This window comes from Rhizobium fabae, from assembly GCF_003985135.1.
Taxonomy (GTDB): Bacteria; Pseudomonadota; Alphaproteobacteria; order Rhizobiales; family Rhizobiaceae; genus Rhizobium; species Rhizobium pisi.
In genome coordinates, this window is sequence record NZ_ML133659.1 from 15,183 (window position 1) to 40,556 (window position 25,374).

General features: G+C 62.1%; 23 protein-coding genes and 3 pseudogenes. 17 read left to right on the top strand and 9 right to left on the bottom strand.

What is annotated here, in order from left to right:
- Window positions 1–58 precede the first annotated feature (58 nt).
- The 5 genes from EFB14_RS26590 (at window position 59) to EFB14_RS26610 (ending at window position 3,917) form a co-directional block, all read left to right on the top strand.
- Entirely contained in the window at window positions 59–958 is a 900-nt protein-coding gene (locus tag EFB14_RS26590) for a LysR family transcriptional regulator (protein ID WP_126829504.1), read from the top strand.
- A gap of 138 nt (window positions 959–1,096) precedes the next feature.
- Window positions 1,097–2,185 (top strand): alpha/beta hydrolase, encoded by a 1,089-nt coding sequence (locus EFB14_RS26595; protein ID WP_126829505.1) that lies wholly within the window; start codon window positions 1,097–1,099, stop codon window positions 2,183–2,185.
- 57 nt (window positions 2,186–2,242) lie between these two features.
- On the top strand, window positions 2,243–2,659 hold the full coding sequence (locus EFB14_RS26600) for a carboxymuconolactone decarboxylase family protein (RefSeq protein ID WP_183605079.1): 417 nt from the start codon (window positions 2,243–2,245) through the stop codon (window positions 2,657–2,659).
- Window positions 2,660–2,703: 44 nt separating this feature from the next.
- Entirely contained in the window at window positions 2,704–3,183 is a 480-nt protein-coding gene (locus EFB14_RS26605; RefSeq protein WP_126829507.1) for a cytochrome P460 family protein, read from the top strand.
- A 35-nt stretch (window positions 3,184–3,218) separates the two neighbouring features.
- Complete coding sequence (locus tag EFB14_RS26610) at window positions 3,219–3,917, top strand: DUF4405 domain-containing protein (RefSeq protein WP_126829508.1); 699 nt, start codon at window positions 3,219–3,221, stop codon at window positions 3,915–3,917.
- Window positions 3,918–4,034: 117 nt separating this feature from the next.
- Here EFB14_RS26610 and EFB14_RS26615 read toward each other — a convergent pair whose 3' ends face one another.
- Window positions 4,035–4,622, bottom strand: coding sequence for a hypothetical protein (locus EFB14_RS26615; RefSeq protein ID WP_126829509.1), 588 nt, complete (start codon window positions 4,620–4,622; stop codon window positions 4,035–4,037).
- Between the two features lie 19 nt (window positions 4,623–4,641).
- On the bottom strand, window positions 4,642–5,028 hold the full coding sequence (locus EFB14_RS26620; protein ID WP_126829510.1) for an acyl-CoA thioesterase: 387 nt from the start codon (window positions 5,026–5,028) through the stop codon (window positions 4,642–4,644).
- Between the two features lie 941 nt (window positions 5,029–5,969).
- Here EFB14_RS26620 and EFB14_RS26625 point away from each other — a divergent pair.
- The 5 genes from EFB14_RS26625 (at window position 5,970) to EFB14_RS26645 (ending at window position 12,634) form a co-directional block, all read left to right on the top strand.
- Complete coding sequence (locus EFB14_RS26625) at window positions 5,970–7,790, top strand: methyl-accepting chemotaxis protein (RefSeq protein ID WP_126829511.1); 1,821 nt, start codon at window positions 5,970–5,972, stop codon at window positions 7,788–7,790.
- Window positions 7,791–8,286: 496 nt separating this feature from the next.
- A complete protein-coding gene (locus tag EFB14_RS26630; RefSeq protein WP_245438310.1) occupies window positions 8,287–9,861 on the top strand; it encodes a peroxidase family protein in 1,575 nt (524 codons plus the stop codon).
- 218 nt (window positions 9,862–10,079) lie between these two features.
- A complete protein-coding gene (locus EFB14_RS26635; protein ID WP_126829512.1) occupies window positions 10,080–11,429 on the top strand; it encodes an extensin-like domain-containing protein in 1,350 nt (449 codons plus the stop codon).
- Between the two features lie 120 nt (window positions 11,430–11,549).
- The gene (locus EFB14_RS26640; RefSeq protein ID WP_126829513.1) at window positions 11,550–11,897 is read left to right on the top strand and encodes a CAP-Gly domain-containing protein; all 348 of its coding nucleotides are present in this window, start codon (window positions 11,550–11,552) and stop codon (window positions 11,895–11,897) included.
- A 116-nt stretch (window positions 11,898–12,013) separates the two neighbouring features.
- Window positions 12,014–12,634, top strand: a complete 621-nt coding sequence (locus tag EFB14_RS26645) for a hypothetical protein (protein ID WP_126829514.1) — start codon at window positions 12,014–12,016, stop codon at window positions 12,632–12,634.
- 11 nt (window positions 12,635–12,645) lie between these two features.
- On the opposite strand, the gene EFB14_RS26650 is transcribed toward EFB14_RS26645, so the two are convergent.
- Complete coding sequence (locus tag EFB14_RS26650) at window positions 12,646–13,284, bottom strand: TetR/AcrR family transcriptional regulator (protein ID WP_126829515.1); 639 nt, start codon at window positions 13,282–13,284, stop codon at window positions 12,646–12,648.
- Between the two features lie 147 nt (window positions 13,285–13,431).
- On the opposite strand from EFB14_RS26650, the gene EFB14_RS26655 reads away from it, so the two are divergent.
- Complete coding sequence (locus tag EFB14_RS26655; protein WP_126829516.1) at window positions 13,432–14,628, top strand: TCR/Tet family MFS transporter; 1,197 nt, start codon at window positions 13,432–13,434, stop codon at window positions 14,626–14,628.
- Window positions 14,629–14,643: 15 nt separating this feature from the next.
- Here the strand turns inward: EFB14_RS26655 and EFB14_RS26660 are convergent.
- A pseudogene (locus tag EFB14_RS26660) lies at window positions 14,644–14,913 on the bottom strand (class I SAM-dependent methyltransferase); the annotation flags it as partial.
- Between the two features lie 123 nt (window positions 14,914–15,036).
- On the opposite strand from EFB14_RS26660, the gene EFB14_RS26665 reads away from it, so the two are divergent.
- The 3 genes from EFB14_RS26665 (at window position 15,037) to EFB14_RS26675 (ending at window position 18,056) form a co-directional block, all read left to right on the top strand.
- The gene (locus EFB14_RS26665; protein ID WP_126829517.1) at window positions 15,037–15,432 is read left to right on the top strand and encodes an Ohr family peroxiredoxin; all 396 of its coding nucleotides are present in this window, start codon (window positions 15,037–15,039) and stop codon (window positions 15,430–15,432) included.
- A gap of 115 nt (window positions 15,433–15,547) precedes the next feature.
- A complete protein-coding gene (locus tag EFB14_RS26670; protein ID WP_126829518.1) occupies window positions 15,548–16,618 on the top strand; it encodes a DUF3095 family protein in 1,071 nt (356 codons plus the stop codon).
- Between the two features lie 136 nt (window positions 16,619–16,754).
- Window positions 16,755–18,056, top strand: coding sequence for an epoxide hydrolase family protein (locus tag EFB14_RS26675; RefSeq protein WP_126829519.1), 1,302 nt, complete (start codon window positions 16,755–16,757; stop codon window positions 18,054–18,056).
- A gap of 43 nt (window positions 18,057–18,099) precedes the next feature.
- On the opposite strand, the pseudogene EFB14_RS26680 reads toward EFB14_RS26675, so the two are convergent.
- From EFB14_RS26680 to EFB14_RS26690, 3 genes and pseudogenes are all read right to left on the bottom strand, one after another.
- Window positions 18,100–18,514 (bottom strand): annotated as a pseudogene (locus tag EFB14_RS26680) (NUDIX hydrolase).
- Between the two features lie 71 nt (window positions 18,515–18,585).
- On the bottom strand, window positions 18,586–19,089 hold the full coding sequence (locus tag EFB14_RS26685) for a MarR family winged helix-turn-helix transcriptional regulator (protein WP_126829520.1): 504 nt from the start codon (window positions 19,087–19,089) through the stop codon (window positions 18,586–18,588).
- Window positions 19,090–19,238: 149 nt separating this feature from the next.
- Window positions 19,239–19,922, bottom strand: a complete 684-nt coding sequence (locus tag EFB14_RS26690) for a GntR family transcriptional regulator (protein WP_126829521.1) — start codon at window positions 19,920–19,922, stop codon at window positions 19,239–19,241.
- Window positions 19,923–20,282: 360 nt separating this feature from the next.
- On the opposite strand from EFB14_RS26690, the pseudogene EFB14_RS26695 reads away from it, so the two are divergent.
- A pseudogene (locus tag EFB14_RS26695) lies at window positions 20,283–21,061 on the top strand (alpha/beta fold hydrolase).
- Window positions 21,062–21,173: 112 nt separating this feature from the next.
- Here the strand turns inward: EFB14_RS26695 and EFB14_RS26700 are convergent.
- Window positions 21,174–22,502 (bottom strand): epoxide hydrolase family protein, encoded by a 1,329-nt coding sequence (locus EFB14_RS26700; RefSeq protein WP_126829613.1) that lies wholly within the window; start codon window positions 22,500–22,502, stop codon window positions 21,174–21,176.
- Window positions 22,503–22,676: 174 nt separating this feature from the next.
- Between EFB14_RS26700 and EFB14_RS26705 the strand changes: the two genes are divergently transcribed.
- A complete protein-coding gene (locus EFB14_RS26705) occupies window positions 22,677–23,636 on the top strand; it encodes an acetylxylan esterase (RefSeq protein WP_126829522.1) in 960 nt (319 codons plus the stop codon).
- The gene (locus EFB14_RS26710; RefSeq protein ID WP_126829523.1) at window positions 23,633–24,361 is read left to right on the top strand and encodes an esterase family protein; all 729 of its coding nucleotides are present in this window, start codon (window positions 23,633–23,635) and stop codon (window positions 24,359–24,361) included. Before EFB14_RS26705 ends, EFB14_RS26710 begins: the two co-directional genes overlap by 4 nt.
- Window positions 24,362–24,377: 16 nt before the next feature.
- On the opposite strand, the gene EFB14_RS26715 is transcribed toward EFB14_RS26710, so the two are convergent.
- On the bottom strand, window positions 24,378–25,370 hold the full coding sequence (locus tag EFB14_RS26715; protein ID WP_126829524.1) for a dihydroxyacetone kinase subunit DhaK: 993 nt from the start codon (window positions 25,368–25,370) through the stop codon (window positions 24,378–24,380).
- Window positions 25,371–25,374: the final 4 nt, after the last annotated feature.

Consider the following 25,374-nt stretch of genomic DNA (forward strand, 5'->3'; position numbering starts at 1 on the left):
CGTGTCAGCTTTCGATTAGATGCTGTAATGCGCATGGACCTATAAGGCGAACTAATGAATGCCCCAGGACAACAACTTCAATGAGATCGTCGCCTTTCTCACAGTCGCGAGGGAACGGAGCTTCACCAAGGCGGCTGCCAAGCTCGGCGTGTCGCAATCGGCGCTGAGCCAGACGGTGCGCGGGCTCGAAGAGAAGCTCGGGCTGCGGCTTTTGACCCGCACGACCAGAAGCGTCTCGGCGACACAGGCAGGAGAACGTCTGCTGGAACGGGTCGGACCGAGATTCGAGGAAATCCAGTTCGAGATCGCCGCGCTGAGCGAAATGCGCGAGCGGCCGGCCGGCACCATTCGCATCACGGCAGGCGAGCACTCCGCGATTTCCATTCTCGCGCCTGTGCTGGCGCGCTTTCTTCCAGATCATCCCGATATCAACGTCGAGGTGATCGTCGACTACGGCCTGACCGATATCGTCGCCGAGCGCTATGACGCCGGCATCCGGCTCGGCGAGCAGTTGGCGAAGGACATGATCGCCGTCCGGATCGGTCCCGAGATGCGCATGGCGGTCGTGGGCGCCCCCTCCTACTTCGAGAACCATCCGCGCCCCGATGTCCCGCAGGATCTGACGGCTCACAACTGCATCAACATGCGGCTGCCGACGCACGGGACGATATATCCGCGGGAATTCGAGAAGGACGGCCGCGAATTGCGCGTCCGTGTCGAGGGGCAGACGGTGTTCAACAACATCGCCATGCGGATCGACGCTGTGCTGAACGGGCTCGGGCTGGCCTACATGCCCGAGGACCAGGTTCAGTCCTACATCGAAGACGGGCGGTTGATTCGGGTTCTCGAGGATTGGTGCCAGCCTTTCCCAGGATATCATCTCTACTATCCGAACAGGCGGCATGCGTCTCCGGCGTTCACGCTGTTCGTCGATGCGCTCCGCTACAGAGGAAAGTAATGCCGATTTTATTCCATCACGGCTTATCAACAGGTCGTGATTAATTAGCTGATCTAATAGAGCCTAGCTGTCTGAGCCGTCTAATCCTGACGGTGCGATGTCGCTACCTTCTCATCCGAAACGAAGCGGGAAGCCGACATGCGATATGGATTGTCCAACACCTTGGGCGCATTGCTGCTTGCCTCTGCGCAGCTTGCCGCGACATTGGCGATGGCTGCCGATGCGGCAAAGCCGGAGCCATTGGTCATCCAGGAGCAGGGCAGCTTTGCCGTCGGGGGAACCAGCACGGCAGCGCCTGGCACATTCGATCCGCTGAAACCTCTTGATCCAGCAGGCCAGACCTATCACGGCGATCACGCCTTTGCCTTTTACCAGGTGCCGGTGAACCCGCGTCGGTACCCGATCGCGATGTGGCACGGGGCCGGACAATTCTCCAAGACCTGGGAGACGACGCCCGACGGCCGGGAAGGCTTCCAGAACATCTTCCTCCGTCGGGGCTTCTCCACCTATCTCATTGACCAGCCGCGCCGGGGCGGGGCTGGTCGGACCATGGCCGAGACGACAGTGAAGCCGACGGCGGACGAGCAGCTCTGGTTCAACCAGTTTCGCGTCGGCATCTGGCCGAACTACTTCGACGGCGTGCAATTCTCCCATGATCCGGAAGCGCTGAACCAGTATTTTCGCGCGATGACGCCGAATACCGGGCCGTTCGACATGGATGTCGTGTCGAATGCGGTGGCGAAGCTGTTCGAAAAGATCGGCCCCGGCATCCTCTTCACCCACTCGCAGGGCGGCGGACCCGGCTGGCTGACCGCCATCAAGAGCGACAAGGTCAAAGCCATCGTCGCCTTCGAGCCCGGCAGCAGCTTCGTGTTCCCGGCAGGCGAGCTCCCCGCCGATATGCCGAGCGCGTTCGATACGCTGAAGGGCGTGCCGGTGCCGATGGACGACTTCATCAAGCTGACTGAGATTCCGATTGTCATCTATTACGGCGACAACATTCCAGACCAGCCGACGCCGATGCCGGCGCAGGACAGCTGGCGGGTGCGTCTGGCAATGGCGCGCTTGTGGCGCGACACGGTGAACAGGCATGGCGGCGATGTCACCGTCGTGCACCTTCCCGAGATCGGCATCCGCGGCAACACCCACTTCCCGTTCTCCGACCTGAACAACGTTGAGATCGCCGATCTGGTCTCGACATTCCTCCGCGAGAAGAAGCTCGACTGATCCACCGCGAAATCTTCGCGGCATTTGCCCGATCCTGGAAATCATGAGGTGAAATCCATGAAACATCTTTTGGGAAACCTGATGCTGTCGGCCAGCATGGTGCTCGCCGTTCTACCCGGCGTCGGCAGCGCTCAGACGCCCGCGCAAGGCGACGACAAGGCCAGGCGCTCGCGCGCCCAGCAACTGATGGGCGCGACCGCGCCGAAACTGGCTGAACTGACCGACGATGTGCTCTACGGCGATATATGGGAGCGCCCGCAGCTGTCGAAGCGGGATCGCAGCCTCATCACCGTTGCCGCGCTGATCGCCATGAACCGGCCCGACCAGCTGCGGTCCCATCTTGCCATCGCCCGCCAGAACGGCGTGACCGAGGACGAGCTGATCGAGACGATCACCCATCTCGCTTTCTATGCCGGTTGGCCGAATGCGGTCTCGGCGGTCACCGTCGCGAAAGACGTCTTCGCACGCGAATGAGACGAGCGGCCTACCGCTTCTGTCCGAAATCAGGAAAGACATCCATGCGTCATCTCCTCAAACGCATTCCCATACTCTTTGCCATGGCCGCTGCCGTCGCTCTCATCGGCTGGAAGGTCGATGCCGAACCGAACCGGACGACGATGCCCGAATTGGCCGGTCTCGTTCATTACACCACTGTCAGGCGCGGCGAGGTGACCGAGCACATCATGACGACCAAGGAAGCCATCCAGGCGGTGAAGAACGGGCAGCCTGTTCCCGCGGGTACGCATTTCGCGCTGGTCGACTACCGCGACGGGAAAGTCTACCGCATCTTCGTCATGGAAAAGGGCCTCGGGTGGGGCGACGACTATGACGAGGACCGTCGCACCGGTGACTGGCAATTCCAATGGTTCAAGCCTGACGGCAGCGTCAACATGGCCGAGAACACGGCGCGGTGCCAGTCCTGCCATTCCTCAAGAGCCGACGAAGACTTCCTCTACACGCTCGACGATCTCAAGGCTTTCGAAGGGGGTGGTCATTGACTAGGCCCGCGCGAAACCGCGGCGAGGGTCGCATTGTGAGCCCGCTGTTCCTGATGCGCCTGGTGCTGGACTTCATGGCCGCCGGGCTGCTTCTGGTCGCTCTCGCCTACTGGTGGCTGGACAACACGTCGCATGAGCTGATCGGCACCGGCATGTTCATTCTTCTCGTATCGCACAACGTCTTCAACAGGCGGTGGTGGGGCAGGCTTCCGAAGGTGGCGCGCGGCAGGCAGAGCCTCGTGACAATCGCATCGAATATCTCGATCGCCTTGGCGATATCAGCATTGCTGGTGACCAGCGTGATGATATCGCGCAGCGTGTTTGCTTTCCTTCCCGTTAGCGGCGGGCCGACTGCGCGTGAAATTCACATCCTTGCGGCCTATTGGGCGTTCATCCTCGCCGCCGTCCATCTCGGCCTTCACTGGTCGATGATCATGGCCGTCACGGGCAGGTTGTTGCGGGTCGGGCCGCCGGACGCTATCAGGACCGCTGCCCTTCGAGGCGTCGCCGGCGCAATAGCGGTGTGCGGTATCCGCAGCATGGTCATCATGGGAATCGGGGACAGGCTCATCGGCCGGCCGTCGATCGATTTCTGGGATTTTCAGGAGTCTACGATCGGGTTCTTTTTGCATCATATCGTGATCCTGGGGGCGGGGGCGTGTGCTGCGCATTATATGGCGGTGTGGCTTCGATGGGCGGACGGGGTGATGCAGAGGACGGAAGCCGGCGAGTGATGTTTGAGACGGTTTCGTTGGGGAGTTTGCGGCTGCCCGGCCCTTCGCATGGCTCCGGGCGTTCGACGCTGCAATCGATTCACTGGATCGATTGCTCCCGCTTTGCGGGACCGCGTCTCACCCCAGCACATCATAAAGCCGGAAGATGAAGCTTACCTGATAGATCAGGTTGATGATGACGAAGGTGGTCTGGAAGCGGCGGTTGGGGGTCCAGGCGGCGATGGCGCAGAGCGGGATGTAGACGATATTGCGGGCGGGATATTCCCAGCCGAGCGAGAGGATGCGCTCATGGCCCTTGATCGCCGTGTCGAGGATATCGATGGCGTAGGTGAGGCCGAGGACGCCGAAGAACCATTTGCGCCGCGAGATGAAATATTCCTCGTAGCCGCCATATTCATCGAGGCTTGCCGGGAAGAGCAGGGCGCAGAGCAGGAAGAACAGGCTGCAGAAGCAGACCAGGAAGAGATAGATGCCGAAGCCGATGACCGGCACGGCCTGCAGGCGGTATTCCCACCACCAGATATGGATGATGAAGAGGAACAGGGACAGCGCCCAGCCGAGATGAACGGGATAGACCTTCGCCTTGCCGGGATGCTGGACGATGCCGGCAACGCCGGTGAGCAGCCTCGCCAGTGAGAGGCTGACGACCATGCCCATCACCACCTTGATGTGAAGGAAGACCTCCGGCGAGCTGACCGTTTCCATGCTTTCGATCTCTGCCCTGTCACTCCTCGGGGACTTGCTTCGGTTTACCCTCTTCGTCGAGCGCCACCATGATGAAGGTGCCGGCGGTGACCTTTTCCTGCTGGTTGTAGCGCGAGCGATGCGCCCAGGCTTCGACGATCAGCGTGATCGAGGTGCGCCCGACGCGCTCGATATCGGTATAGACCGACAGCGTATCGCCGATCTTGACCGGCAGCTCGAAGGCCATCTCCTTGACCGCGGCGGTGACGACGCGGCCCCTGGCGCGCTCGGCGGCGCGAATGCCGGAGGCAAGGTCCATCTGCGCCATGACCCAGCCGCCGAAGATATCACCGGCCGGATTGGCGTCGCCGGGCATGGCAAGCGTGCGCAGCGTCAGTTTACCTCTCGGCTTGGCGGTGTCGGTCATCAAGGGTTCTCCATCTGATGCGGTAGTGGCGAGTGATTCACTGGAGAGCACCCTAGTGCAAGGTCAAACGCGTGTAAAAGGCGGGAAGGCAGGGTGTGGCGGGCCGGTGGCGGGTGCACTTGTTTGGGTGAGTTGCCGCCGACTCAAAAGGTACATACATAATGAGTCGCACTGTTGCAGCGTATCGATTTCTTTTCTAGAGGAAGGAGGTCGCTGTTTATTGGCTTATAACATAGTTAAATTGAATATAATAAACGAGGATTATATTGAGTTCTGCAACTCATAAATTGGTAGCTTTGTATTCATTCGTATTATTTGGGATTTCTCATATAATAGTATCATGCATATATTGGCAATTCACAGGAATAAACATCGATATTAAAAATCAAAACTGTGATGCGGGTGCGCTCTGTATAGCGCTTATCTTGCTTTCGACTTCAGGAGTTTCGCTGTTGCTTCATATGGCAACAGGATATCTATATTACTCCTCCAAGGGGGAAGGCCCATACGGACCTAATCCCAAGCCGGGGCAACGGCCAAAATCTGAGGCAAGCGGTGCCTTCGTTATGTATCGGATTGGGGCCTAGCGGCATCCCTGTTCTTACCATTCGCGGTTTCATTTCCAAGGTGCTAAGCCGAACAATTCAAACGGCAAACTCGTTTCGCTTTCAGCCGAGGTCTGGTTCGCGCGCTCCGGCCCTGCCAGATCCAATGCGGTGTCAAGGCGCGAGCGGCGGGGATAGCTCCTACGTCCGGCCGGCTGTGGCAAAAATATGGCGGGCCGCGCCGATTAAAATTCCGTTCGATTTCAGTCGGTTGAATTTTGCAACCGTCATCTCACCTTACGTTATGTGAGGGGGCGCTAATCTAACTTTACTGTCCGGTAATTCAGCTGTTTCACTATGTGACGAATTACACATGTAAGAATCGCCGGGAAGCTCATGCGCAACGTCAAGATTTCCACCCGCCTTTACTGCCTCGTCGGCTTCACGCTTGCCGTGCTTGCGGCAACGATGGTCTTTTTTCTGAACTATTCCTATTCCGAGCTGCAGGCGGAGCGGAAAGCGGGGCTGGAGAAGATGGAGGCGACGGCGCTCGGCATCTTCGACAAATATTACAAGATGGAGCAGGCGGGCACCATGACCCGCGAGCAGGCGCAGGCGGCCGCCAAGGACGTGATCGGCGCGATGCGCTATGGCGCCGACGGCTATTTCTGGATCAACGACATGCGTCCCACCATGGTGATGCACCCGATCAAGCCGCAACTGAACGGAACCGACATCTCGCAGATCAAGGACCCCACCGGCAAGTTCCTGTTCGTCGAGTTCGTCAACAAAGTGAAGAAGGACGGCAAGGGCTTCGTCGACTACTACTGGCCGAAGCCGGGCGCCGATGAGCCGGTTCTCAAATATTCCTATGTCGCCGGTTTCGAGCCCTGGGGCTGGATCGTCGGCACTGGCGTCTATGCCGACGACCTTGCCGCCCTCTATCGCCAGAACGCGATCTGGGCCGCGGCGCTTTGCCTGCTCGGTGCGGCGGTGACGATCGCGATCGCCTTTGCCATCGTACGCAGCGTCACAATGCCGATCGCCCGGCTGAAGACGGCGATGAGTGCGATCGCCGCCGAAGAAGCATCGGTGGAAATTGCCGGCAGTGAGTGCCGCGACGAGATCGGCCAGATGGCCAAGGCGCTGCTGGTGCTGCGCGATTCCGTCGACGAGCGCAGCGCGCTGCGCGGCCGTGAGGATGAGAGGCAGCGGCAGATCGAGGAAGAGCGTCGCGGCAACGAGGCGAACCTGCGTTCGGCCTCCGAGCGGCAGACCCACGCGATGCAGGCACTCGGCGTCGGGCTGGAGAAGCTTGCGGGCGGCGACCTGACGGTCTCGATCGGTGATATCGGCGAGGATTACGCCAAGCTCCGGGGTGATTTCAATGCTGCCGTCGATGCGCTGAACGGCGTCATCCATGCGATCGCCGAATCGAGCCGCGTCGTCAACGAAAGCGCCTCCGACATCAGCGAGGCGACGGGCAACCTGTCGAAGCGCACCGAACAGCAGGCGGCTGCCCTTGAAGAGACGGCGGCAGCGCTCGACGAGATCACCGCGACGGTCAAGACGGCATCCGAGCGGGCGAACGAGGCGCGCGAGATGGTCGCCGAGACCAAGGCGAGCGCCGGACGCTCCGGCGATATCGTCCGCAATGCGGTGACCGCGATGGGCCGGATCGAGGAATCCTCGAGCCGCATCAACCAGATCATTTCCGTCATCGACGAGATCGCCTTCCAGACGAACCTGCTGGCGCTGAATGCCGGCGTCGAGGCCGCACGCGCCGGCGAGGCGGGCCGCGGCTTTGCCGTGGTCGCGCAGGAAGTGCGCGAGCTTGCCCAGCGGTCCGCCAATGCGGCCAAGGAGATCAAGGAACTGATCAGCCGGTCTGCGGCGGAAGTCGAGGGCGGGGTTGCGCTGGTGCGCTCGACCGGCGACGCGTTGCTTGAGATCGAGGCGCTGGTCAATCGGGTCAACGATCACGTCGCCTCGATTGCGACGGCGGCGCGCGAGCAATCGACCGGGCTGAACGAGATCAACAGCTCCGTCAACCATATGGACCAGATGACGCAGCAGAACGCGGCAATGGTCGAGGAGACGACGGCGGCAAGCCGCACGCTTGCCGACGAAAGCACACAGCTGAAGACGCTGCTTTCGAATTTCCGGTTGCGCGCGGCCGAGCAGCGCGCCGAGGCAAGGTATACGCGGGCCGCGTGAGGGGAAGAGCGAAGTAACGGCCTCACGGCAGCTTCAGATCAAAACGTCAGGAAAAGAGCCGCCACGACGGCTCTTTTTCGTTGTGACGGCATCATCGCGCTCAGATGCCGGATCGTATTGTCCGTATGATCCTCTCGACTATAGAGGAGCGTGGATTGGCGGAATTCCAAGATCTTCAGGCTGATATACCCGCAAGATATGCTTGGTAAAAAGTAGCGGATTCAATCATTAAGCGAATGTCGTTGCAATTTTTCTGTCGTTATGCTTCATTCAGGTTGTAGTTGAGGGCAGGGCATTTCGACGATAGCAATCGCTGTCGGAGCGGAAGCCACCGTAATTCTCCAATTTCTCTCATTATCCGGGACCACGGCCACGGCGGCCTTGGCATGGCCGCCGCGCGTCTTCCGCATTCGGGGATCTCAGTCTTCCCCACCTGATGTCACTGCCCTCATCGCACCGCTGCCGCATTCCAGTTGAGTAACCGAGGGAGGCCGATATGGCTCGCAGCAAGCATGGTACGCCAGTAAGAGGCATGGATAGCGTCGCGCATTCGAGTGTTCGCGACCAGAGGTTCGGGAGGATGTTCCGCAACCTGCCGGCCGCCGCATTTACCGAGGACGCAATCACCGATCTCGCGAAAACGATGTTCCAGGGGGAGTTCGCCGAGAAGATTGAGGAGGGAAAACCGGTCGACGTCGCGCTTAACGAGCGGGAGCCCGAAGACGAGAACCCGGCAATTCCGGCCGGCTTCACCTATTTCGGCCAGTTTCTCGATCATGACATCACCTTCGATCCGGTCTCGTCGCTCGACCGTTTCAACGATCCCGATGCCCTGCAGGATTTTCGCACGCCGCGGCTGGATCTGGATTCGGTCTATGGCTCCGGACCGGCCGACCAGCCTTTCCTCTATGAAGACGATGAGCTTCATCTGTTGCTCGGAGAGGACAAGGATTTCGACGGCACGCGGAAAAACCGCCCCGACTTGCCGAGGAACAGCGCGCCGATCCGGCGCGCGCTGCTCGGCGACAAGCGCAACGACGAAAACGTGATCGTCTCGCAGCTCCACGCCACCTTTCTCCGATTTCACAACAAGGTCGTCGATACGCTGCGCAGCCGCGATTTCGAGCTCTGTCAGCAGACGGTGCGCTGGCACTACCAGTGGATCGTCCTGCATGATTTCCTGCCGCGGATCATCGGCCGCGAGACCTACGAGCGCGTCATCGTCGGCAGAGGCGAAAAGCCAAATATCCGCTTCTATAATCCGCAGGGCCGCTACGCCTTCATCCCGGTCGAGTTCTCCGTCGCGGCCTACCGATATGGCCACTCGATGGTGAGGCCGAGCTATTCCCTGAACCGGATCGTGACGAAGCCGAGGCCCGTCGAGCAGCCGTTCAACGGGAAAACGGCGACGTTCAACCGCATTCCGATCTTCTCGCTGCTCGAGGGAGAGCCGCTGGCGAATCTGAACGGTTTTCGCGAGCTTCCCGGCTTCTGGCCGATCGACTGGGCTTTCTTCTTCGACGGGATCGCCCCGGATGGAGAGCCGCCGGCCGGCGCCGTTCTGCCGCAGCCTTCCTACAAGCTCGACACGACGCTGGTCGATCCGCTGACGAGCCTGCCCGATCACCGGCACGAACCAATCAAGATCCGCAGGGCGCTCGCCGCCTTGAACCTGCTGCGCGGCTGGCGGCTCGGATTGCCTTCCGGTCAGGCGGTGGCCCGCCATATGGAAATGGAGGCGCTGTCGGACGAGCAGCTGTTCGACAGCGAGGATGCCGACAGGAAGAGGGCGCGCGCCGCGTTGCTGACCAATCATCCCGGGATCTTCAAGGGCAACGCGCCGCTATGGTTCTACATCCTGCGCGAGGCGGAGATCTTTGGAAACAGCCAGCATCTCGGGCCGGTGGGCGGCACGATCGTCGCGGAGGTCCTTGCCGGCCTCATCCGTGAGGATCGCCATTCCTTCCTGGCGCAATGGCCGAAATGGCGGCCGACATTGCCGGGCGCCGAGCCGGGTCATTTCACCATGGCCGACCTGATCAACTTTACCAACGGGTCGGGCGCCGTGTGAAACTGCGCCAGGCTGTATGGCTTCACCTTGATCGAAGGCCGCGCAAGCGGCCTTCAGTTTGTTGGGAAATCTTCCTCCTTACGCTGCGTCATCCCAGGCCTTTTTTCATCTGCGTCGCGTTCAGATTGTGCGGGTAAGTTTTCGTTCACCGTTTTTAATTAAAATTGGATCGAGTTTTTTCGGTCACTGCACTGCCCGCCTGTGGAAGCGATAAGAGTATGGCGTTTGTTTCCTTTCCTCGGCGATCCCTACTGCCCGTGCTGCTCTCGGCGGCGCTGACGACCTGTTCGATCAGCGATGGGCTGGTGCCGCCGGCCAATGTCGACAACGGAACCAGGGTCAGCTCGATCTCGCCGGCGCGGGGGGCGGCCCGCATGGCGCCTTCGATGCAGATGACGCGCGCCGAGCGCCTCGCGCCCGCCGAAAGCCAGGCCTCCTATCCCGTTTCCAGCGTGCCTGTCGGCAATTCGCAGGGCTCCGTCGATTATCTCGACACGCCCAACCTCGCCGGCACCGGGCATCCCGCGCAGACTGCGTCTGCGCCGGCAAGGCGCACCGCGCCGGGCGCGCGGGGACTGCCGATGATCGATAGCGACGAGGCGATGGCGGCAGGCCAGCAGACCGAAAACTGGGGCGGCACGAAGAACCTTGCGATCCCGTCCGGCGGCGTCAACATGGATGACGAGCTCGGGGCCGAGCCGGTGGTCGGGCTGGCGCAGGAGCAACAGCAGCAGATCGCCGAGGGCAATGCCACCGAGCCGGTGGTCGACGGCATCGGCACCGACAATCCGACCCAGCTCAACCCACCCGCGCGCCGGCTTGCGCCGCGAGCGATGCCGCAGCCGGCAGCGCAGGCGCAGATGAGCCGGGCGCCCGCCTGGAGCGACGGCAGCCCCGTCGTGGCGCCCACTCGCGTTCCCGAAGAGGACGAGGGTGAGGAAGTCGCGATGCTCCGGCCAAACAACCCGATGATGAGCGAGCCCGCTGCACCGGTGGATCCGAGCGTCATGCCAACCTCCGAGCTTGCCTGCCGGCGCGAACTGAAGCGCATGGGTGTGCTCTTCGACGAAAAGCCGCCGATTTCGAACGGGGCTGCCTGTCAGGTGCCTTATCCCGTCTCGCTCAAAGGGCTTTCCGGCAATATCGGCGTCAGCCCCGCCGTGACGCTGAACTGCCAGGTGACGCTTGCCTTCGCCAAATGGGTGAAGAACGAGCTGGCGCCATCGGCCCGCTACCGCTACTGGACCGGCATCAAGACGATCGAGCCGCTCGGCGGCTATTCCTGCCGGCGCATGAACAACAGCCGGCAGAGATACAATCCGATGTCGGAACACGCCCGCGGCAACGCCATCGACGTCGGCAAGTTCGTCCTGAAGAACGGCCATGAGATCGACGTGCGCAAGAAGGGCCTGTTCTCCTTCCGCGAAGGCCGGCTTCTGAAGGCGGTGCGCAGCGACAGCTGCCGTTATTTCAACACCGTGCTCGGTCCGGGCAGCAATCCGGAGCACTGGAACCATTTCCACTTCGACCTGCGCTCCCGCAAGAGCGGCAAAGTCTATTGCGATTAGGTTGTGAGCCGGCGCGCCCATTACCGCGGCAATTGGGCCCTGCCGCCAGAAAAGGGTTCATCCCCGCGGCCGGGCGCGCTATAGATCGGCGGGGCGGAAGACCGTTTGCGAGTTTGATCCATGAGCTATGAATTTCACGTCGGCCAGAAGGTCGTCTGTATCAACGACACCTTCAAGCATGTCAGCATCGACCAGCTCATCCGCAAGGGCGAGATCTATACGATCCGCTGGGTCGGCGAATACACCCACTATGTCGACGGCACCTTCATCGGGGTGAAGCTCGAGGAAATCCACCGCGGCAACGACGACGGGCCGGAAGGTTATGGCGCTGCCGACATGCCCTATCGCGCGACGCGTTTTCGGCCGCTGGTGAAGGATAAGATCGCATCGCTGCGCAAGCTGCTCGCCCCGACACCCGATGCGCCGGTGGAGCCGAAGGAAGAGATCAAGAAGAAAGAGAAGGTCTAAGCGCCGCCCTGGCTTTTTCCGAGATCAGGTCGGCGGCATCGACGCTGCGGTGACGTGATTGTGCCTCCCGATCGCCTGTGCGACAGTCGGCATCGTGACACGCCGAGGAGGGGCCGGTGCGGAGGATTTCGACAATTCTGGCGCTTTGCGCCGCCATCGCCATGACGATCGCAATGGCCGGAGCGGCAGCCGCCGATCCGCTTGTTTTCAGCTATCACGGATGGCAGGTCGATCTCACCAATGCTAGGGGCGCGGAGCCCGATAAAAAGATGGTTTCGGCCGTCAAAAGGCAGCTCGACATCGTCGAGCGTGTCCATCTGAAGCCCGACGTGCTCACCTTCATGCGGACGATTCCGATCTGGGCCGACCCCGCCGCCGCAGGCTTTGGTCCCGGCCATTACAGCAGCAAGACCGGCGTCGATTTGCGCGTCGGGGAGCTCGATCGTGACATGCCGGTCATCCTGCATGAGCTTCTGCATGCTTATAACGACCGGATGCTTCCGGGCGGCTTCGGCAATGGGGACGTCAGGCAATTCTTCAGCAGCGGCCGCGGGCTCTGGCCTGATGATTCCTACATGATGAGCAATGACCGGGAATTCTTCGCGGTGACGGCGAGCGTCTATCTGTTCGGCAATACCGAGCGGCCGCCCTATTCGCGCAGCCAATTGCGGGAGAAGCAGCCGCGATATTATCAGTGGCTTGCCGCGCTGTTCGATGACGGCCGGCCGCGATCTTAGGCCGCCACTATTCAAGCGTAAGGCGTGCCTGCCATGGCGGCTTTCAGGCCGATGGTGCCCTGGTCGACGAGGGCGAGGAAGGCGGTTTTCGCTTCCTCGGAATCCCGGCCTCGCCGAAAGGTTCGGTGCGCCTGGATGAAAGCCACCGTCCATGTCGCCATGAGCAGGCCGGCCGCCAGATGGGCGGCGGGATCGCCGGCGTCTCGGCCTGCACCTTCCGCCATCGCCACCGCTACCAAGTCAGCGAGTTCGTCCCGTATCGCTCTCGCCCGCGCCTTGAGGGTGTCGCTGCGCTCGACCGTTTCGACGAAGCCTTGGCTCTCGTCAGAAAATTGGGCGAAGGGAGCTTTCTCGGCGATGAGGCGGTGAGCAAGCCGGCGCAGGGTCTCGATCGGCGAGACGCCGGGCTCGGGCTGCCGCAACGCCTCGCGCAGGATCTCGCGGCCTTCCTCGTCGCGGTCGAAGAACATGTCCTCCTTGCGGGGAAAGTGGTTGAAGACCGTCATCCGCCCGACATCGGCGGCGGCGGCGATCTCATCGACCGTCACATGCTCGAAACCCCGCTCGCGGAAGAGGCGGTCGGCGGCCTGGGCAATCGAGCGTCGCGTGGCGAAGCGCTTGCGGCTTCGCCGGTCGGGTGGCGTTGACATGCCGTCACCGATAGCAGGGATTTTATACTCAGTACACATTTAACATTGACTTCCGCATGTGTCGGCGTATTTATGTACTCAGTACATATTTAAACTCAGTATATCTCGGCGCCATGAGCGTCGGGTGCAGAGCCGGAGGTCGTGCTCATGAACAAACCCCTTATCGTCATCTTCACCGCAATCGGCCTCGACGCCGCAGGCATAGGGCTCATCTTCCCCATTCTCCCGCGGCTTCTCCAGGAGGTGACCCATACCGAAAACATCGCTCCCTATATCGGGATCATGACGGCGCTCCACGCGCTGATGCAGTTCATCTTCGCGCCGGTGCTCGGCGCTTTGAGCGACAATCTCGGCAGGCGTCCGGTGCTGCTCATTTCGCTTGCGGGAGCTGCGATCAATTATCTCGTCATGGCGTTCGCGCCAGAGCTTTGGATGCTGCTTCTCGGCCGCGCTATCGCCGGCCTCACCAGCGCCAATGTCTCGGTGGCCATGGCTTACATCACCGATATTTCGGCGGAGGACACGCGAGCCCGTCGCTTCGGCCTGTTCAGCGCGACCTTCGGCATCGGCTTCATCATCGGCCCAGTGCTCGGCGGGCTGCTCGGCGATCAGTGGCTGCGGCTTCCCTTTATCGCGGCTGCCGTGTTGAATGCCTGCAACATGCTGCTGGCCTTCTTCGTTCTGCCGGAATCCCGCACGCCGGCGCGCGAAAAGATCGAGCTGGCGGCGCTCAATCCGCTTCGGCCGCTCGGCTGGGTCCTGTCGATGAAGGGGCTTCTGCCCGTCATCCTCGTGTTTTTCATCCTGAGCGCCACCGGCGAAGCCTACGGCACGTGCTGGGCTCTGTGGGGTTTCGACACGTTCCAATGGAACGGCCTCTGGATCGGTCTTTCGTTGGGCGCTTTCGGCGTCTGCCAGACGGTGGTGCAGGCGCTCTTGCCCGGTCCGGCCGCCAAACGGCTGGGCGAACGCGGGGCCGTCGTCGTCGGCATCGCCTGCGCCTGCCTCGCTCTCCTCGCCATGGCCTTTGCCAGCCAAGGCTGGATCGTGTTCGCGATCATGCCGGTCTTCGCGCTCGGCGGCATCGGCACGCCGGCATTCCAGGCGCTCGCCAGCCGGCAGGTCGATCCGGCCCGCCAGGGCCAGCTCCAGGGTGTGCTGACATCGGCCGTCAGCCTGGCTTCGATCATCGGCCCGCTGGCCTTCTCGACATTCTATCTCACCGTCCAGAAGGCATGGCCGGGCGCCATCTGGCTCTCCGTCGTCGTCATCTATGTGATCGCGGTTCCGCTGGTTCTTCTCGGGACGCGCGCCGCCCGTCCTGCGCAAGCGGCGACCGCTTGAGACAGTGCATCCTGCTCAGGCGGTTTTCCCGCTTAGAAACAGCGCGCTTTCCCTGCGGACCTCGAGCACGCCATCGCCTTGCCTGAACGCATCGGCGATGGCCTGGCGAAATTGTGCGAGCTGAGGCTCGCCGGCGCCTTCGCCGGGTGGGTAGGAGGTCAGCGCCAGGAACACATCCTCGGCTTCGGTGATCCGCAGCCTTACCGGATAATGCGACAGGGTGATGTTTCCAAATTGCGCCCGCATCGCTCGTTCCGCAGCGTCATATCCGAAGGCTTCGGCCGCCCATGATTTAATAAATCGTATCCGATTAAATCGAATGGTGTTGACATCGGTTTCCGGTGAGCATATGTAGAGCGCATCCGATTAGATCGGATACGCTGTAAATCAAATCGAAAGGATATGACTATGACCGAGAAGCTTCTTTTCACTGGCAAGACCCACATCGCCGGTGGCCACAACGGCTATGCCCACAGCAGCGACGGCACGCTCGACATCAAGCTGCCGCAACCGCATCCGGCGGCTGAAAACCTGTTCGGCGCCGCCTGGTCGGCTTGCTATATCGGCGCCATCGAGCTTGCCGCATCGCAGCGCAAGATCACGCTACCGGCCGGTCCCGAGGTCGATGCCGAGATCACCCTCCATGCCGACAACGGTTCCTTCTTCCTGCGCGCGCACCTCAATGTCAGCCTGGCCGGCCTCGATCGCGACGTCGCCGAGGAGCTGATCCACGCAGCCCACGGCATCTGCCCTTATTCGAAGGCCACGCACGGCAATATCGACGTCGAAACCAGGCTTGTCTGAGTGGGAGGGCCGGCCTCGTCGCCGACATCTTCGAAGCGGGGGTCTGCCGATCGGCCGGCAGAGCCGTTCTTGAACCAGCAGCCATCGCAAACGCCGCCGATCCGGAGAACATGCCATGACCAACAGCCACCCAGAGCCGCACCGGGCCTATGACGAGTTTTCGCTTCTGCTCGACCCCGATGTTTACGAGCCGTTGCCTGAGGATTGGCTGATCGGCATCACCGATGTCGTCAGCTCGACCGCGGCAATCGGGGCAGGGCGCTATGAAGACGTCAACTATGCCGGCGCCTCGATCATCGCGGCGCTCGGCAATGCCTGGGGCTCCTTCGATTTCCCTTTCGTGTTTCGCGGAGACGGAGCGGCCTTCGCCCTGCCACCGCACGGCCTGATGGCTGCGACATCGGCGTTGCGGCAGGTCGCGGATTTCGTCAGGAGCGATCTTGATCTCGATCTTCGCGTCGGCCTGCTCACCGTGCGCGAGATCCGCGCAGGCGGGCGCGACGTGAAGATCGCCCGCTATGCCGCTTCCGAAAACGCGACCTATGCGATGTTTGCCGGCGGCGGACTCAAATGGGCGGAACAGCAGATCAAGAACGGCCGCTATCTCGTCAAGCCGGGCCGCTATGCGACGAGGCCTGATCTGACGGGATTGAGCTGCGACTGGGCGCCGTTTCCGAGCCGGCAGGGGGAGATCCTGTCGCTGCTGGTCGAGCCTCGCGAGCACACGAGCCCCAAGGTTTTTGCGGCGCTCGCCAGGCGCGTGCTTCAGGTTTTCGATGCGGCGCCGCGCCGGTCACATCCGCTTTCGCGGAATAATGCTATCCCCAGGAACAGTGCGAAGCAGGTCAGTGCGGAAGGCTGGTCGGAGGTTGCCTCTCATTCGGATTTCCGCAAGTTCGACGATGGTCTGCGTCTGACGCTGGACTGCACGCCGGAAGAGATCGACAGCGTCGAAGCCATTCTCGTCGCGGCAAGAGCGCGCGGCGAGATCGATTTCGGCCTGCACCGCCAGTCGCATGCGCTGATGACCTGCCTGGTGCCATCAGGCCGGCCGGATTCGCACCTGCATTTCCTCGACGGAATGGGCGGCGGCTACGCGAAAGCGGCCGAGATGATGGAGGAGGGCGCGCTTGCAGCAATGTCGTCGCGCCGGCCTGAAAGGACAGTCAGGGCAGCAGAGGCATAGCCTGACCGGGTCAATTGACCCCCGGATTGCCCGGGGGCATAGTCCCGGGCAGACGCGAATGACCTGCTGTTACAAACGAGGTCGGCCAGTCGATCCTCGTATCCCATCCACGCAGATCGAACGATAGGAGAGCGTCATGTCCCCCATATTTTCATTATCGCCGACGCGGCGCGAGCTGCTTGCAGCCACGGCCGCCGCCGGGGCCGTCGGCCTCATTGCCGGCGTGCCCGGCGCGTGGGCGAACGGCGAGGAGATCCGCCCGTTCAGCGTTAGTTTCCCTCAGGATCAGCTCGACGACCTCAACCGTCGCATTGCCGCGACCCGCTGGCCCGACAAAGAAACCGTCGTGGGCGATACGCAGGGCGTGCAGCTTTCGACGATCCAGAAACTCGCGAAGCATTGGGCGACCGATTACGACTGGCGCAAGATGGAAGCGCGGCTCAATGCGCTCCCGCAGTTCATCACCGAGATCGACGGGTTGGACATTCATTTCATTCATGTCCGCTCCCGGCATAAAAACGCGCTGCCCGTCATCATCACGCATGGGTGGCCAGGCTCGATCATCGAGCAGCTGAAGATCATCGAACCGCTCACCGATCCAACCGCGCATGGCGGGAGCGAAGCGGACGCATTTGATGTGGTAATCCCGTCTTTGCCGGGCTACGGCTTTTCAGGGAAACCGACGGGGTCGGGGAGCTGGAACCCGCCTCGCATCGCGCATGCCTGGGCGGCGCTGATGCAACGTCTCGGCTACACGAAGTTCGTGGCGCAGGGTGGCGACTGGGGCAATGCGGTCACCGAACTTATGGCGGTGCAGGAGCCGCCGGGATTGCTCGGCATCCACACGAACATGGCGGCCACGGTTCCGGCTGACATCGCCAAGGCTCTCGCTGCCGGCGGCATGCCGCCAGCCGACCTGTCGCCGGACGAAAGGCGCGCCTGGGATCAGCTCGATGACTTCTACAAGAACGGGCTGGGCTATGCGATCGAGATGAACAACCGGCCGCAGACGCTCTACGCGATCGTCGACTCGCCTGTTGGACTGGCGGCCTGGATGCTCGACCACGACATCCGCAGTTACCGGATGATCGCCCGTTCCTTCGACGGAGAGCCCGAAGGGCTGACGAAGGACGATATCCTCGACAACGTCACGCTCTACTGGCTGACGAACACCGCAATCTCCTCGGCCCGCCTCTATTGGGAAAACGCGCACCATCCGAGCGGCGGATTCTTCGACCCCAGGGGCATCAAGATCCCGGTTGCCGTCAGTGCTTTTCCCGATGAGATCTACCAGGCGCCGCAGAGCTGGGCGGAGAAGGCCTATCCCAAGCTCATTCACTACAACAGGCTGGAGAAGGGCGGTCACTTCGCCGCCTGGGAACAGCCGGCGGCTTTCACCGCCGAGTTGAGGACGGCGTTCCGGTCGCTGCGCCAGTGAAGCAGGAAGCGCGTCGCGCCGGACCGGTCCGCGCGCCGCGGTTTCAGTCTTTGCCGCTCCCTCGTATAGCGAGGCTTGCGAGTATTTCACCGAGCTGGGGCGGCGCCAGCTCGGTTTCGCATTCTATCTCGGCGGCGCTGAACCATCTGAGTTCGGTATGTTCATCGCCGACAAGCTGCGGGAAGCCCTGCCAGCTCTCGACGTGATAGACGTGAAAGGTGGCGGATGCCTCGGGCGGAGCTTGCGACACGAACTTTCGCGCAAGCTGCCAGCGCTCCGGCGTGACGCTTATTTCCTCCATCAATTCCCGGCGCATCGCCGCCTCGGCGTCTTCGCCGTCCTCGATGTGGGCCGCCGGGCAGGCTCCAGCGACCTGGATAAATCCTGCGCTCAGAACTTCGCCTTGCGAGAAGAAACGTTCCGTTGCGGCTCAAGGCGCCCATCGCGATCTCGGGCATGTGGTCTTCTCCGTTGCGGAAGAAAAATGCACCGCCGCAGGCATGTCACCAAGTCGTGACAGGCGTGGTGATCAAGATTTCTCCGGTTCGACCTGTGCCCGCAGCAGGTTGTCGCGCAGCCTCGTTACCGTCTGCTGCACGACGGGGAAATCATCGCCGAGGCCGGTCGCGGCAATCAGCGTGCCGCCGGGGTCGACGTCGAGGAGGAGATTGCGCCCGGCCGGCGTCAGGCTCACGCGGACCTGCCGTTCATCGGCGGGATCGCGATGGCGCGTGAGATAGCCTGTCGATTCCAGCTTCTTGAGGATCGGCGTCAGGGTATTGGATTCGAGAAACAGCTTTTCCCCCAACATGCTGACCGTCTGGTCGTCTTCCTCAGAGAGGGCGACCAGCGCGATATATTGCGTGTAGGTCAGGCCAAGCTCGTCCAGGATCGGCTTATAGGCGCGGCCGAAGGCGAGATTGGTGGAATAGACCGCGAAGCACAGGAAGTTCGAAAGCTTCCTGCCCTCCTTGCCCGCGGGGGAGGCGGGCGCAGGCATGTCGCGTGCCTTTGCACTTTTAGACGTCGGCATTGGTCCATCCTCTTCAGCTCGTTGAATATCGATGTCTTATATATATCGCATCCGATTAAATCGCAAGCTTCAGGCGTCGAATTCCGGGACGGTATCTGCCGCGATAGCCGCCCAAAAGCGTCGGGGGCTCGCGCATAGGAGCCACAAATTCACACCGGCTTGCCGGCCTCGATGAAGCGGCTGAGCGAGGTGGCGGCGTTCAGCATGTGGGCGCGCATGCGGCGTGACGCCATTTCGCCATCGCCTTCGGCGATCGCCTGCATGATGGCCTCGTGTTCGTCCCTCGATCGGCTGAGCCGTTCGCCCTGGCGCAGCTGCGTGCGCCGGAAGGCGTTCAGGCGGTTGCGTATGGTGATCGCCTGTTCGGCAAGGAAGCCGTTATGGGTGGCGTGGTAGATGGTTTCGTGGAAGTGGCGGTTGAAGCTGTCATAGGCGTCGAAATCGCCCGCCTCGACGATCGGTCGGGAGAGGTCGTGCAGTTCGATCAGGCGGCTGCGCTCCAGCGGCGTCATGCGATAGGTGGCGAGCCTGACGCAGACGGCTTCGATCTCGGCCACCGTCTCGAACATGTCCATGATGCGCTCCGGTGTCATGCTGGCGACAATGCCGCCGCGCCGGGCGCGAAGCTCGACCAGGCCGCCCGCCGCCAGTTGGCGCAGCGCTTCCCGGACCGGGGTGCGGGAAGCGCCGAAACGATCGGCGAGCTGCTGTTCGTCGAGGGCAGCACCCGCCGCCAGCGTGCCGGCGGCGATCTCATCGGTGAGAGCGTTGCGGATGCGATCGGAGATGAGGCCGCGATCATCGTCATCCTCGCCTTCAAAGACATTCGCCATTTCGTCGTCTCCTCGTTCCGGACCGATGGTACGGGGCGCGTATGCAAACCCGCGTGAGATATGAGTCTGTGTATGCGTAATGGCTATCACGAAGCTGTTACGTATTCAATAATTGACATTTTCTGAAATAGGAATACATAAATATCCAGTCGGCGGCGTTCCGTATACGCAAGCCGCAACAAATGCCGAATTGGAATACACGGAAACGCGCTCAACACGGACAGAGGCCAATGCCTCGCGTCCGGGATTAGCGATCCCGACACAATGTCATCGATCAACCGATTTTCACCGAGCCCCGCCCGGGCTTCGGACCCATGCATTCGACCCTTCAACCGTCTCAGCGCACAAGGAAACCAGATCATGATGATGAACAGACGGGCTTTCTCGACCGCCCTCGTTGCCGGCGCCGCCGCCACTCTTCTCTCCAGCCGCGGCATGGGACATCGGCTCCGGTGAAGGCGCGCAATGTCGTGCTGGCGCATGGGCTGTTTGCCGACGGCTCCTGCTGGACCGAGGTGATCGCGCGGCTGCAGGCGGCAGGCCTCAACGCCACGGCGGTGCAGAACCCGCTGACGACGCTGCCGGAAGCGGTCGCTGCCGTCACCCGCGTGTTGGACCGTCAGGACGGCCCGACCGTGCTGGTCGGGCATTCCTTTTCCGGCATGCTCGTCACCGAGGCCGGCGTGCATCCCAATGTTTCGGCCCTCGTCTATGTCGCCGCCCGGGCGCCGGATGCGGGCGAGGATTATACCGCGCTCGCCAAGACTTTCCCGACGCCGCCGGCCTCTGCCGGAATCGTCTTCGACGGCGACGAGGGACGCTTGAGCGAAGCCGCCTTCCTCAGCGATTTCGCCGGCGACCTGCCGGAGGCCAAGGCCAAGGTGCTCTACGCCGTGCAGCAGCCGTTCCAGAAGGCACTGCTGACGGGCAAGACAACGCAGGCCGCCTGGCGCTCGAAGCCGAGCTGGTATGCCGTTTCGACGGAAGACCGGACGATCAATCCCGATCTCGAACGCTTCATGGCCAAGCGCATGGGGGCAAAGACGATCGAGGTAAAGGCCAGCCATCTGTCGCTGATCTCTCATCCCGACGAGATCACCCGGTTGATCCTCGAGGCGGCGGGACAGAACACGGATTGAGCAAGAGCGGCGGCGAGGAAGAGAGGGATGACATCCGCCCTTCCTCTGTCATCCCAGGCCCCAGGAGCCTGGGATCCATGCCGCGAATGCCGAGCGTGCTGCATCGTTCATGTCATGTCGGTTGGCGCAGCGGCCTGAAGGCGGCCCGGAGTTCGGCAGAGAAGAGTTCCGGCTCTTCCCAGGCGGCGAAGTGGCCGCCTTTATCGACCTTGTGGAAGTAGGCGAGATTGCGATAGGCGCGGCGCGCCCATGTTTCCGGGGCTTGATAGTTCTCGCCGGGAAAGACTGATATGGCGACCGGCAATGCGATCTCCGAAGTCTTCTCGCCGGCGGCAAGGAGGGGACTGCGCCCCCTGTCATATTCCCAGTAGATCCGCGCCGAAGAGGCGGCGCTGTTGGTCAGCCAGTAGAGCGTGATATCGTCCAGCACCTCGTCGGGAGATTTTTCCGGATCGGTGTTGTCGTAGGTCCATTGCGTGAAGCCGGGGTGGCCGAGCATCCATGCGGCAAGGCCGGCAGGGGAATCCGATATGGCATAGCCGATCGTCTGCGGCCTTGTGCCCATCATCGTGGCATAGGAACGGTTGCCCATCCTGGCGGCAGCGCTGAGGGCATCGAAGGTCGCGCGTTCCTCCTGCGAGAGCCCCTCCGGCGCCGGCCCGTTGACGGCGAGCACAGCGGCAATCTCGGGCGGCACGACCGCCGGCAGGTTGATGTGGATGCCGAGCAGGCCTTGTGGCGCGAGCCGCGCCATGGCGCTGGAGACTGGCGAGCCCCAGTCTCCGCCCTGGGCGACATAGCTGGTATAGCCGAGCCGCTTCATCAGCTCTGCCCATGCGCCGGCGATGCGGTCCGGTCCCCAGCCGGTGCCGGCCGGCTTGCCGGAGAAGCCGAAGCCCGGCATCGACGGAATGACGACGTCAAATGCATCCTCGGCGCGCCCGCCATGGGCTGTGGGATCCGTGAGCGGACCGACGGCCTCGAGATTTTCGAACACCGAACCCGGCCAGCCATGAGTGATGATGACAGGCAGGGCATTGGGATGCTTCGAGCGGATATGAATGAAGTAGATATCGAGGCCGTCGATTTCTGTCATGAACTGCGGCAGCGCGTTCAGCCGCGCTTCGGCTTTGCGCCAGTCGTAGCCGGTGCCCCAATAATCGACGAGCGGCTTGATCTTTTCGAGCCGTATGCCCTGCGACTGGTCTTCGACCGTCTCGCGCTCGGGCCAGCGCGTGGCGGCAATGCGACGGCGAAGGTCGGCGAGATTTTCCTCGGGAACATCGACACGGAACTGACGAACGGCATCGTCCGCGGCATCAGCCGTTCGTCGCGGCGGGAAGAGGCCTGCCGCGCCCGCCGCGGCAATCCCGGTCGCAGCGGCGGTCAGAAACCTGCGTCGACCCCGGTTGACGACTTCCGAGCCTGCGCTCGGGCGCATCTTGACGATCCTGGTCACGGTGTTGTCTCCTTTGAAGCAGGCGCCCAGCCCGCCGTCATCATAACATGCATGTCGATAGGGCGCGGACTGCTACGAAGGGTGCTGGCTCGTGCAAGTTCGCGACCGGCGCGGCTGAGTCTTGCGCCGCCAGCCTTTTCACGAGAGAAACCTTGGATGAGCATTCCTAAGACACATCCCTTCGCCTTCGATCCAACCTACGGCATGCTGCTGGAAGACTTGCTGGCGATCGAGCCGCCGGAGGGGCCTGATGGTTTCGACGCTTTCTGGGAGGCGCGGTATCGCAAGGCGCTTGATGTCGATCCGCGGCCGGCGCTTTCCCTAAGCGAGATCAGCCATCCCGACTGGCATGTGCTCGATCTCGTCTATCTCTCGACCGGCTCTTTCCGGATCGGCTGCTGGCTCATCCTGCCGCGCGAGGGGCAGGTGCGGCGCGGCCTCGTCGTCGGGCATGGTTACGGCGGGCGGGACCGGCCGGATTTCGATCTGCCGCTTACGGAAACGGCGATCCTCTTTCCCTGCTGCCGCGGGCTGTCGCTCAGCGCCCATCCGCCGATCTCGCAGAATCCCTCCTGGCATGTGCTCCACGATATCGACAAGCCGAAGGACTATATCATCGGCGGCTGTGTCGAGGATCTCTGGCTTGCCGTCTCGACACTGACGGCACTCTATCCCTGGCTTGAGGGACATATCGGCTATAGCGGCATCAGTTTCGGTGGCGGCGTCGGGGCGATGGCGATTGCCTATGATCCGCGCATCGATCGCGGCCATCTCGCACTGCCGAGCTTTGGGCAACAGCCGCTGCGGCTGAAGCTTCCGACCGTCGGCAGCGCGCAATCGGTGCAGGAATATCAGGCGGGGCATGGAAACGTGCTGGAGACGCTGCGCTTCTATGATGCGGCGACCGCGGCGCAGCGGATCGAGGTGCCGATGCTGACGGCGGTCGCGCTTTTCGATCCTTCCGTCGCGCCGCCCTGCCAGTTCGCTGTCGCAAATGCGATACCGAAATTTAATGAAATCTTCATCCTGGACGCCGGTCATTTCGATTACCCTGGAAGTGCTGAGCAAGAGGCGGTGCTCCGCGATAAGATCGGACAGTACTTCAGGGTGCCATGAACCGCGAATATGTCAGTTGTTACAGTCAGCGGCTGCATCGAGACATGGAGATGCTGGTGTTCGGCCATGCCGGCGCCAAGGTGCTGGTTTTTCCGACGCGGGAAGGGCGCTTCTTCGAATATGAGCAGCTCGGCCTGGTCGCGAGCCTTGCCGACAAGCTGCAGGCCGGCCATCTCCAGCTCTATTGCATCGAGGGACTGGCGGCCGACAGCCTCTACGGCTTCCACCACCATCCGGCCGAGCGCATCCGCCGGCATGCGGCGCTGGAGGATTATATCCTCAACGAGGTGCTGCCGCTGATGGCTTGGAAGAACCCGCATGACTGCACCATCGTGCATGGCTGCAGCCTCGGCGCCTTCCAGGCCGCGAGCCTCGTCTTCCGCCATCCGCATCTCTTCCGCAAGCTCGTCGCCTTTTCCGGCCGCTACGACCGGACGATGAAGGTGGAATCCTTCGGCGACCTGTTCGACGGCTACTACGACGACAGCGTCTATTACCACACACCGACGCATTTCCTGCCCGGCCTCGGTTCCGACTGGCGGCTCGACAGGCTGCGCGAGATCGAAATCGTTCTCACAATCGGAGACGCCGACCCTTTCCTCGACAACAACCGCTATCTCAGCCGGCTGCTGGGCGAGAAGAACATTCGCCATCAGTTGCATGTCTGGGACGGGCGCGCCCACCGCGCCGGCGCCTGGCGCAAGATGGCGCCGCTTTACATCTGAAATTTCGGGATGGCGGTTACGGCCAACGCAGTGCCGCCGTCGCCACCGGCGCGTCCCAGAGGGCGATCTCCTCGTCGGTCAGCATGGCAAGCGTGACGGAGAGTCCCTGCATGTCGAGCGAGGTGACGTAGGTTCCGACAAGCGAGCGCTCGATCGGGATGCCTCTTTCCTCGATAAAACGGCGGGCGCCGTTGTAGGCGAGATAGAGTTCGGCCGGCGGCGTGCCGCCCAGCCCGTTTACGAAGAGCAGGGCTCGCATGCCCGGTGTCACGGCGATGTCGCTGGTGATGGTCTCGCAGAGATGGGCGATGATGGTGTCGGCGGCGGCGAAGGGCTGCCTGGCGTGACCGGGCTCGCCGTGGATGCCGACGCCCATTTCCATTTCGTCGGGTCCGAGCGTAAACGTCGTGCGCTCGGTCTGCGGCACCGTCACGCCGTTCAGCGCCACGCCCATCGAGCGGATGCGTGTGTTCAACCCCTCGCCAAGCCGCTTCAATTCGGCAAGCGGCATGCCGCCTTCGGCCGCAGCACCGAGGATCTTTTCGACGATCAGCGTTCCGGCGACACCGCGCCGGCCGCGGCCTTCGCCTGTTCTCGACGTCTCGATATCGTCGCTGACGACGACCATGTCGAGGCTGTGGCGATCGCCAGCCATCTCGATCGCCATTTCGAAGTTCATCAGGTCGCCGTCGTAATTCTTGACCACGAGCAGGCAGCCGGCGCCGGTATCGGCCTCTTCGATAGCGGCAATGATCTGGCTCGGTGTCGGCGAGGTGAAGATATGGCCGACACAGGCCGCATCCAGCATGCCCTGGCCGACGAAGCCGATATGCATCGGTTCGTGGCCGGCGCCGCCGCCCGAGATGAGCGCCACCTTGCCCGACGTGAGATCGCGGCGGCGAATGCATTTGCGTTCGGTCCCGAACACCACGAAGGCCTCATGGGCGCGCACGAAGCCTTCGACGCTTTCGGCGACCATGGTTTCCGCAGTGTTCATGAACTTCTTCATCAAG

Coding starts and splice junctions, on each gene's coding strand:
- EFB14_RS26655 (WP_126829516.1), top strand. CDS start 13,432: ATGAACAAACCCCTTATCGTCATCTTCACCGCAATCGGCCTCGACGCC.
- EFB14_RS26640 (WP_126829513.1), top strand. CDS start 11,550: ATGAGCTATGAATTTCACGTCGGCCAGAAGGTCGTCTGTATCAACGAC.
- EFB14_RS26630 (WP_245438310.1), top strand. CDS start 8,287: ATGGCTCGCAGCAAGCATGGTACGCCAGTAAGAGGCATGGATAGCGTC.
- EFB14_RS26670 (WP_126829518.1), top strand. CDS start 15,548: ATGACCAACAGCCACCCAGAGCCGCACCGGGCCTATGACGAGTTTTCG.
- EFB14_RS26595 (WP_126829505.1), top strand. CDS start 1,097: ATGCGATATGGATTGTCCAACACCTTGGGCGCATTGCTGCTTGCCTCT.
- EFB14_RS26690 (WP_126829521.1), bottom strand. CDS start 19,922: ATGGCGAATGTCTTTGAAGGCGAGGATGACGATGATCGCGGCCTCATC.
- EFB14_RS26650 (WP_126829515.1), bottom strand. CDS start 13,284: ATGTCAACGCCACCCGACCGGCGAAGCCGCAAGCGCTTCGCCACGCGA.
- EFB14_RS26625 (WP_126829511.1), top strand. CDS start 5,970: ATGCGCAACGTCAAGATTTCCACCCGCCTTTACTGCCTCGTCGGCTTC.
- EFB14_RS26620 (WP_126829510.1), bottom strand. CDS start 5,028: ATGACCGACACCGCCAAGCCGAGAGGTAAACTGACGCTGCGCACGCTT.
- EFB14_RS26715 (WP_126829524.1), bottom strand. CDS start 25,370: ATGAAGAAGTTCATGAACACTGCGGAAACCATGGTCGCCGAAAGCGTC.
- EFB14_RS26710 (WP_126829523.1), top strand. CDS start 23,633: ATGAACCGCGAATATGTCAGTTGTTACAGTCAGCGGCTGCATCGAGAC.
- EFB14_RS26665 (WP_126829517.1), top strand. CDS start 15,037: ATGACCGAGAAGCTTCTTTTCACTGGCAAGACCCACATCGCCGGTGGC.
- EFB14_RS26635 (WP_126829512.1), top strand. CDS start 10,080: ATGGCGTTTGTTTCCTTTCCTCGGCGATCCCTACTGCCCGTGCTGCTC.
- EFB14_RS26600 (WP_183605079.1), top strand. CDS start 2,243: ATGAAACATCTTTTGGGAAACCTGATGCTGTCGGCCAGCATGGTGCTC.
- EFB14_RS26685 (WP_126829520.1), bottom strand. CDS start 19,089: ATGCCGACGTCTAAAAGTGCAAAGGCACGCGACATGCCTGCGCCCGCC.
- EFB14_RS26675 (WP_126829519.1), top strand. CDS start 16,755: ATGTCCCCCATATTTTCATTATCGCCGACGCGGCGCGAGCTGCTTGCA.
- EFB14_RS26590 (WP_126829504.1), top strand. CDS start 59: ATGCCCCAGGACAACAACTTCAATGAGATCGTCGCCTTTCTCACAGTC.
- EFB14_RS26605 (WP_126829507.1), top strand. CDS start 2,704: ATGCGTCATCTCCTCAAACGCATTCCCATACTCTTTGCCATGGCCGCT.
- EFB14_RS26615 (WP_126829509.1), bottom strand. CDS start 4,622: ATGGAAACGGTCAGCTCGCCGGAGGTCTTCCTTCACATCAAGGTGGTG.
- EFB14_RS26700 (WP_126829613.1), bottom strand. CDS start 22,502: ATGCGCCCGAGCGCAGGCTCGGAAGTCGTCAACCGGGGTCGACGCAGG.
- EFB14_RS26705 (WP_126829522.1), top strand. CDS start 22,677: ATGAGCATTCCTAAGACACATCCCTTCGCCTTCGATCCAACCTACGGC.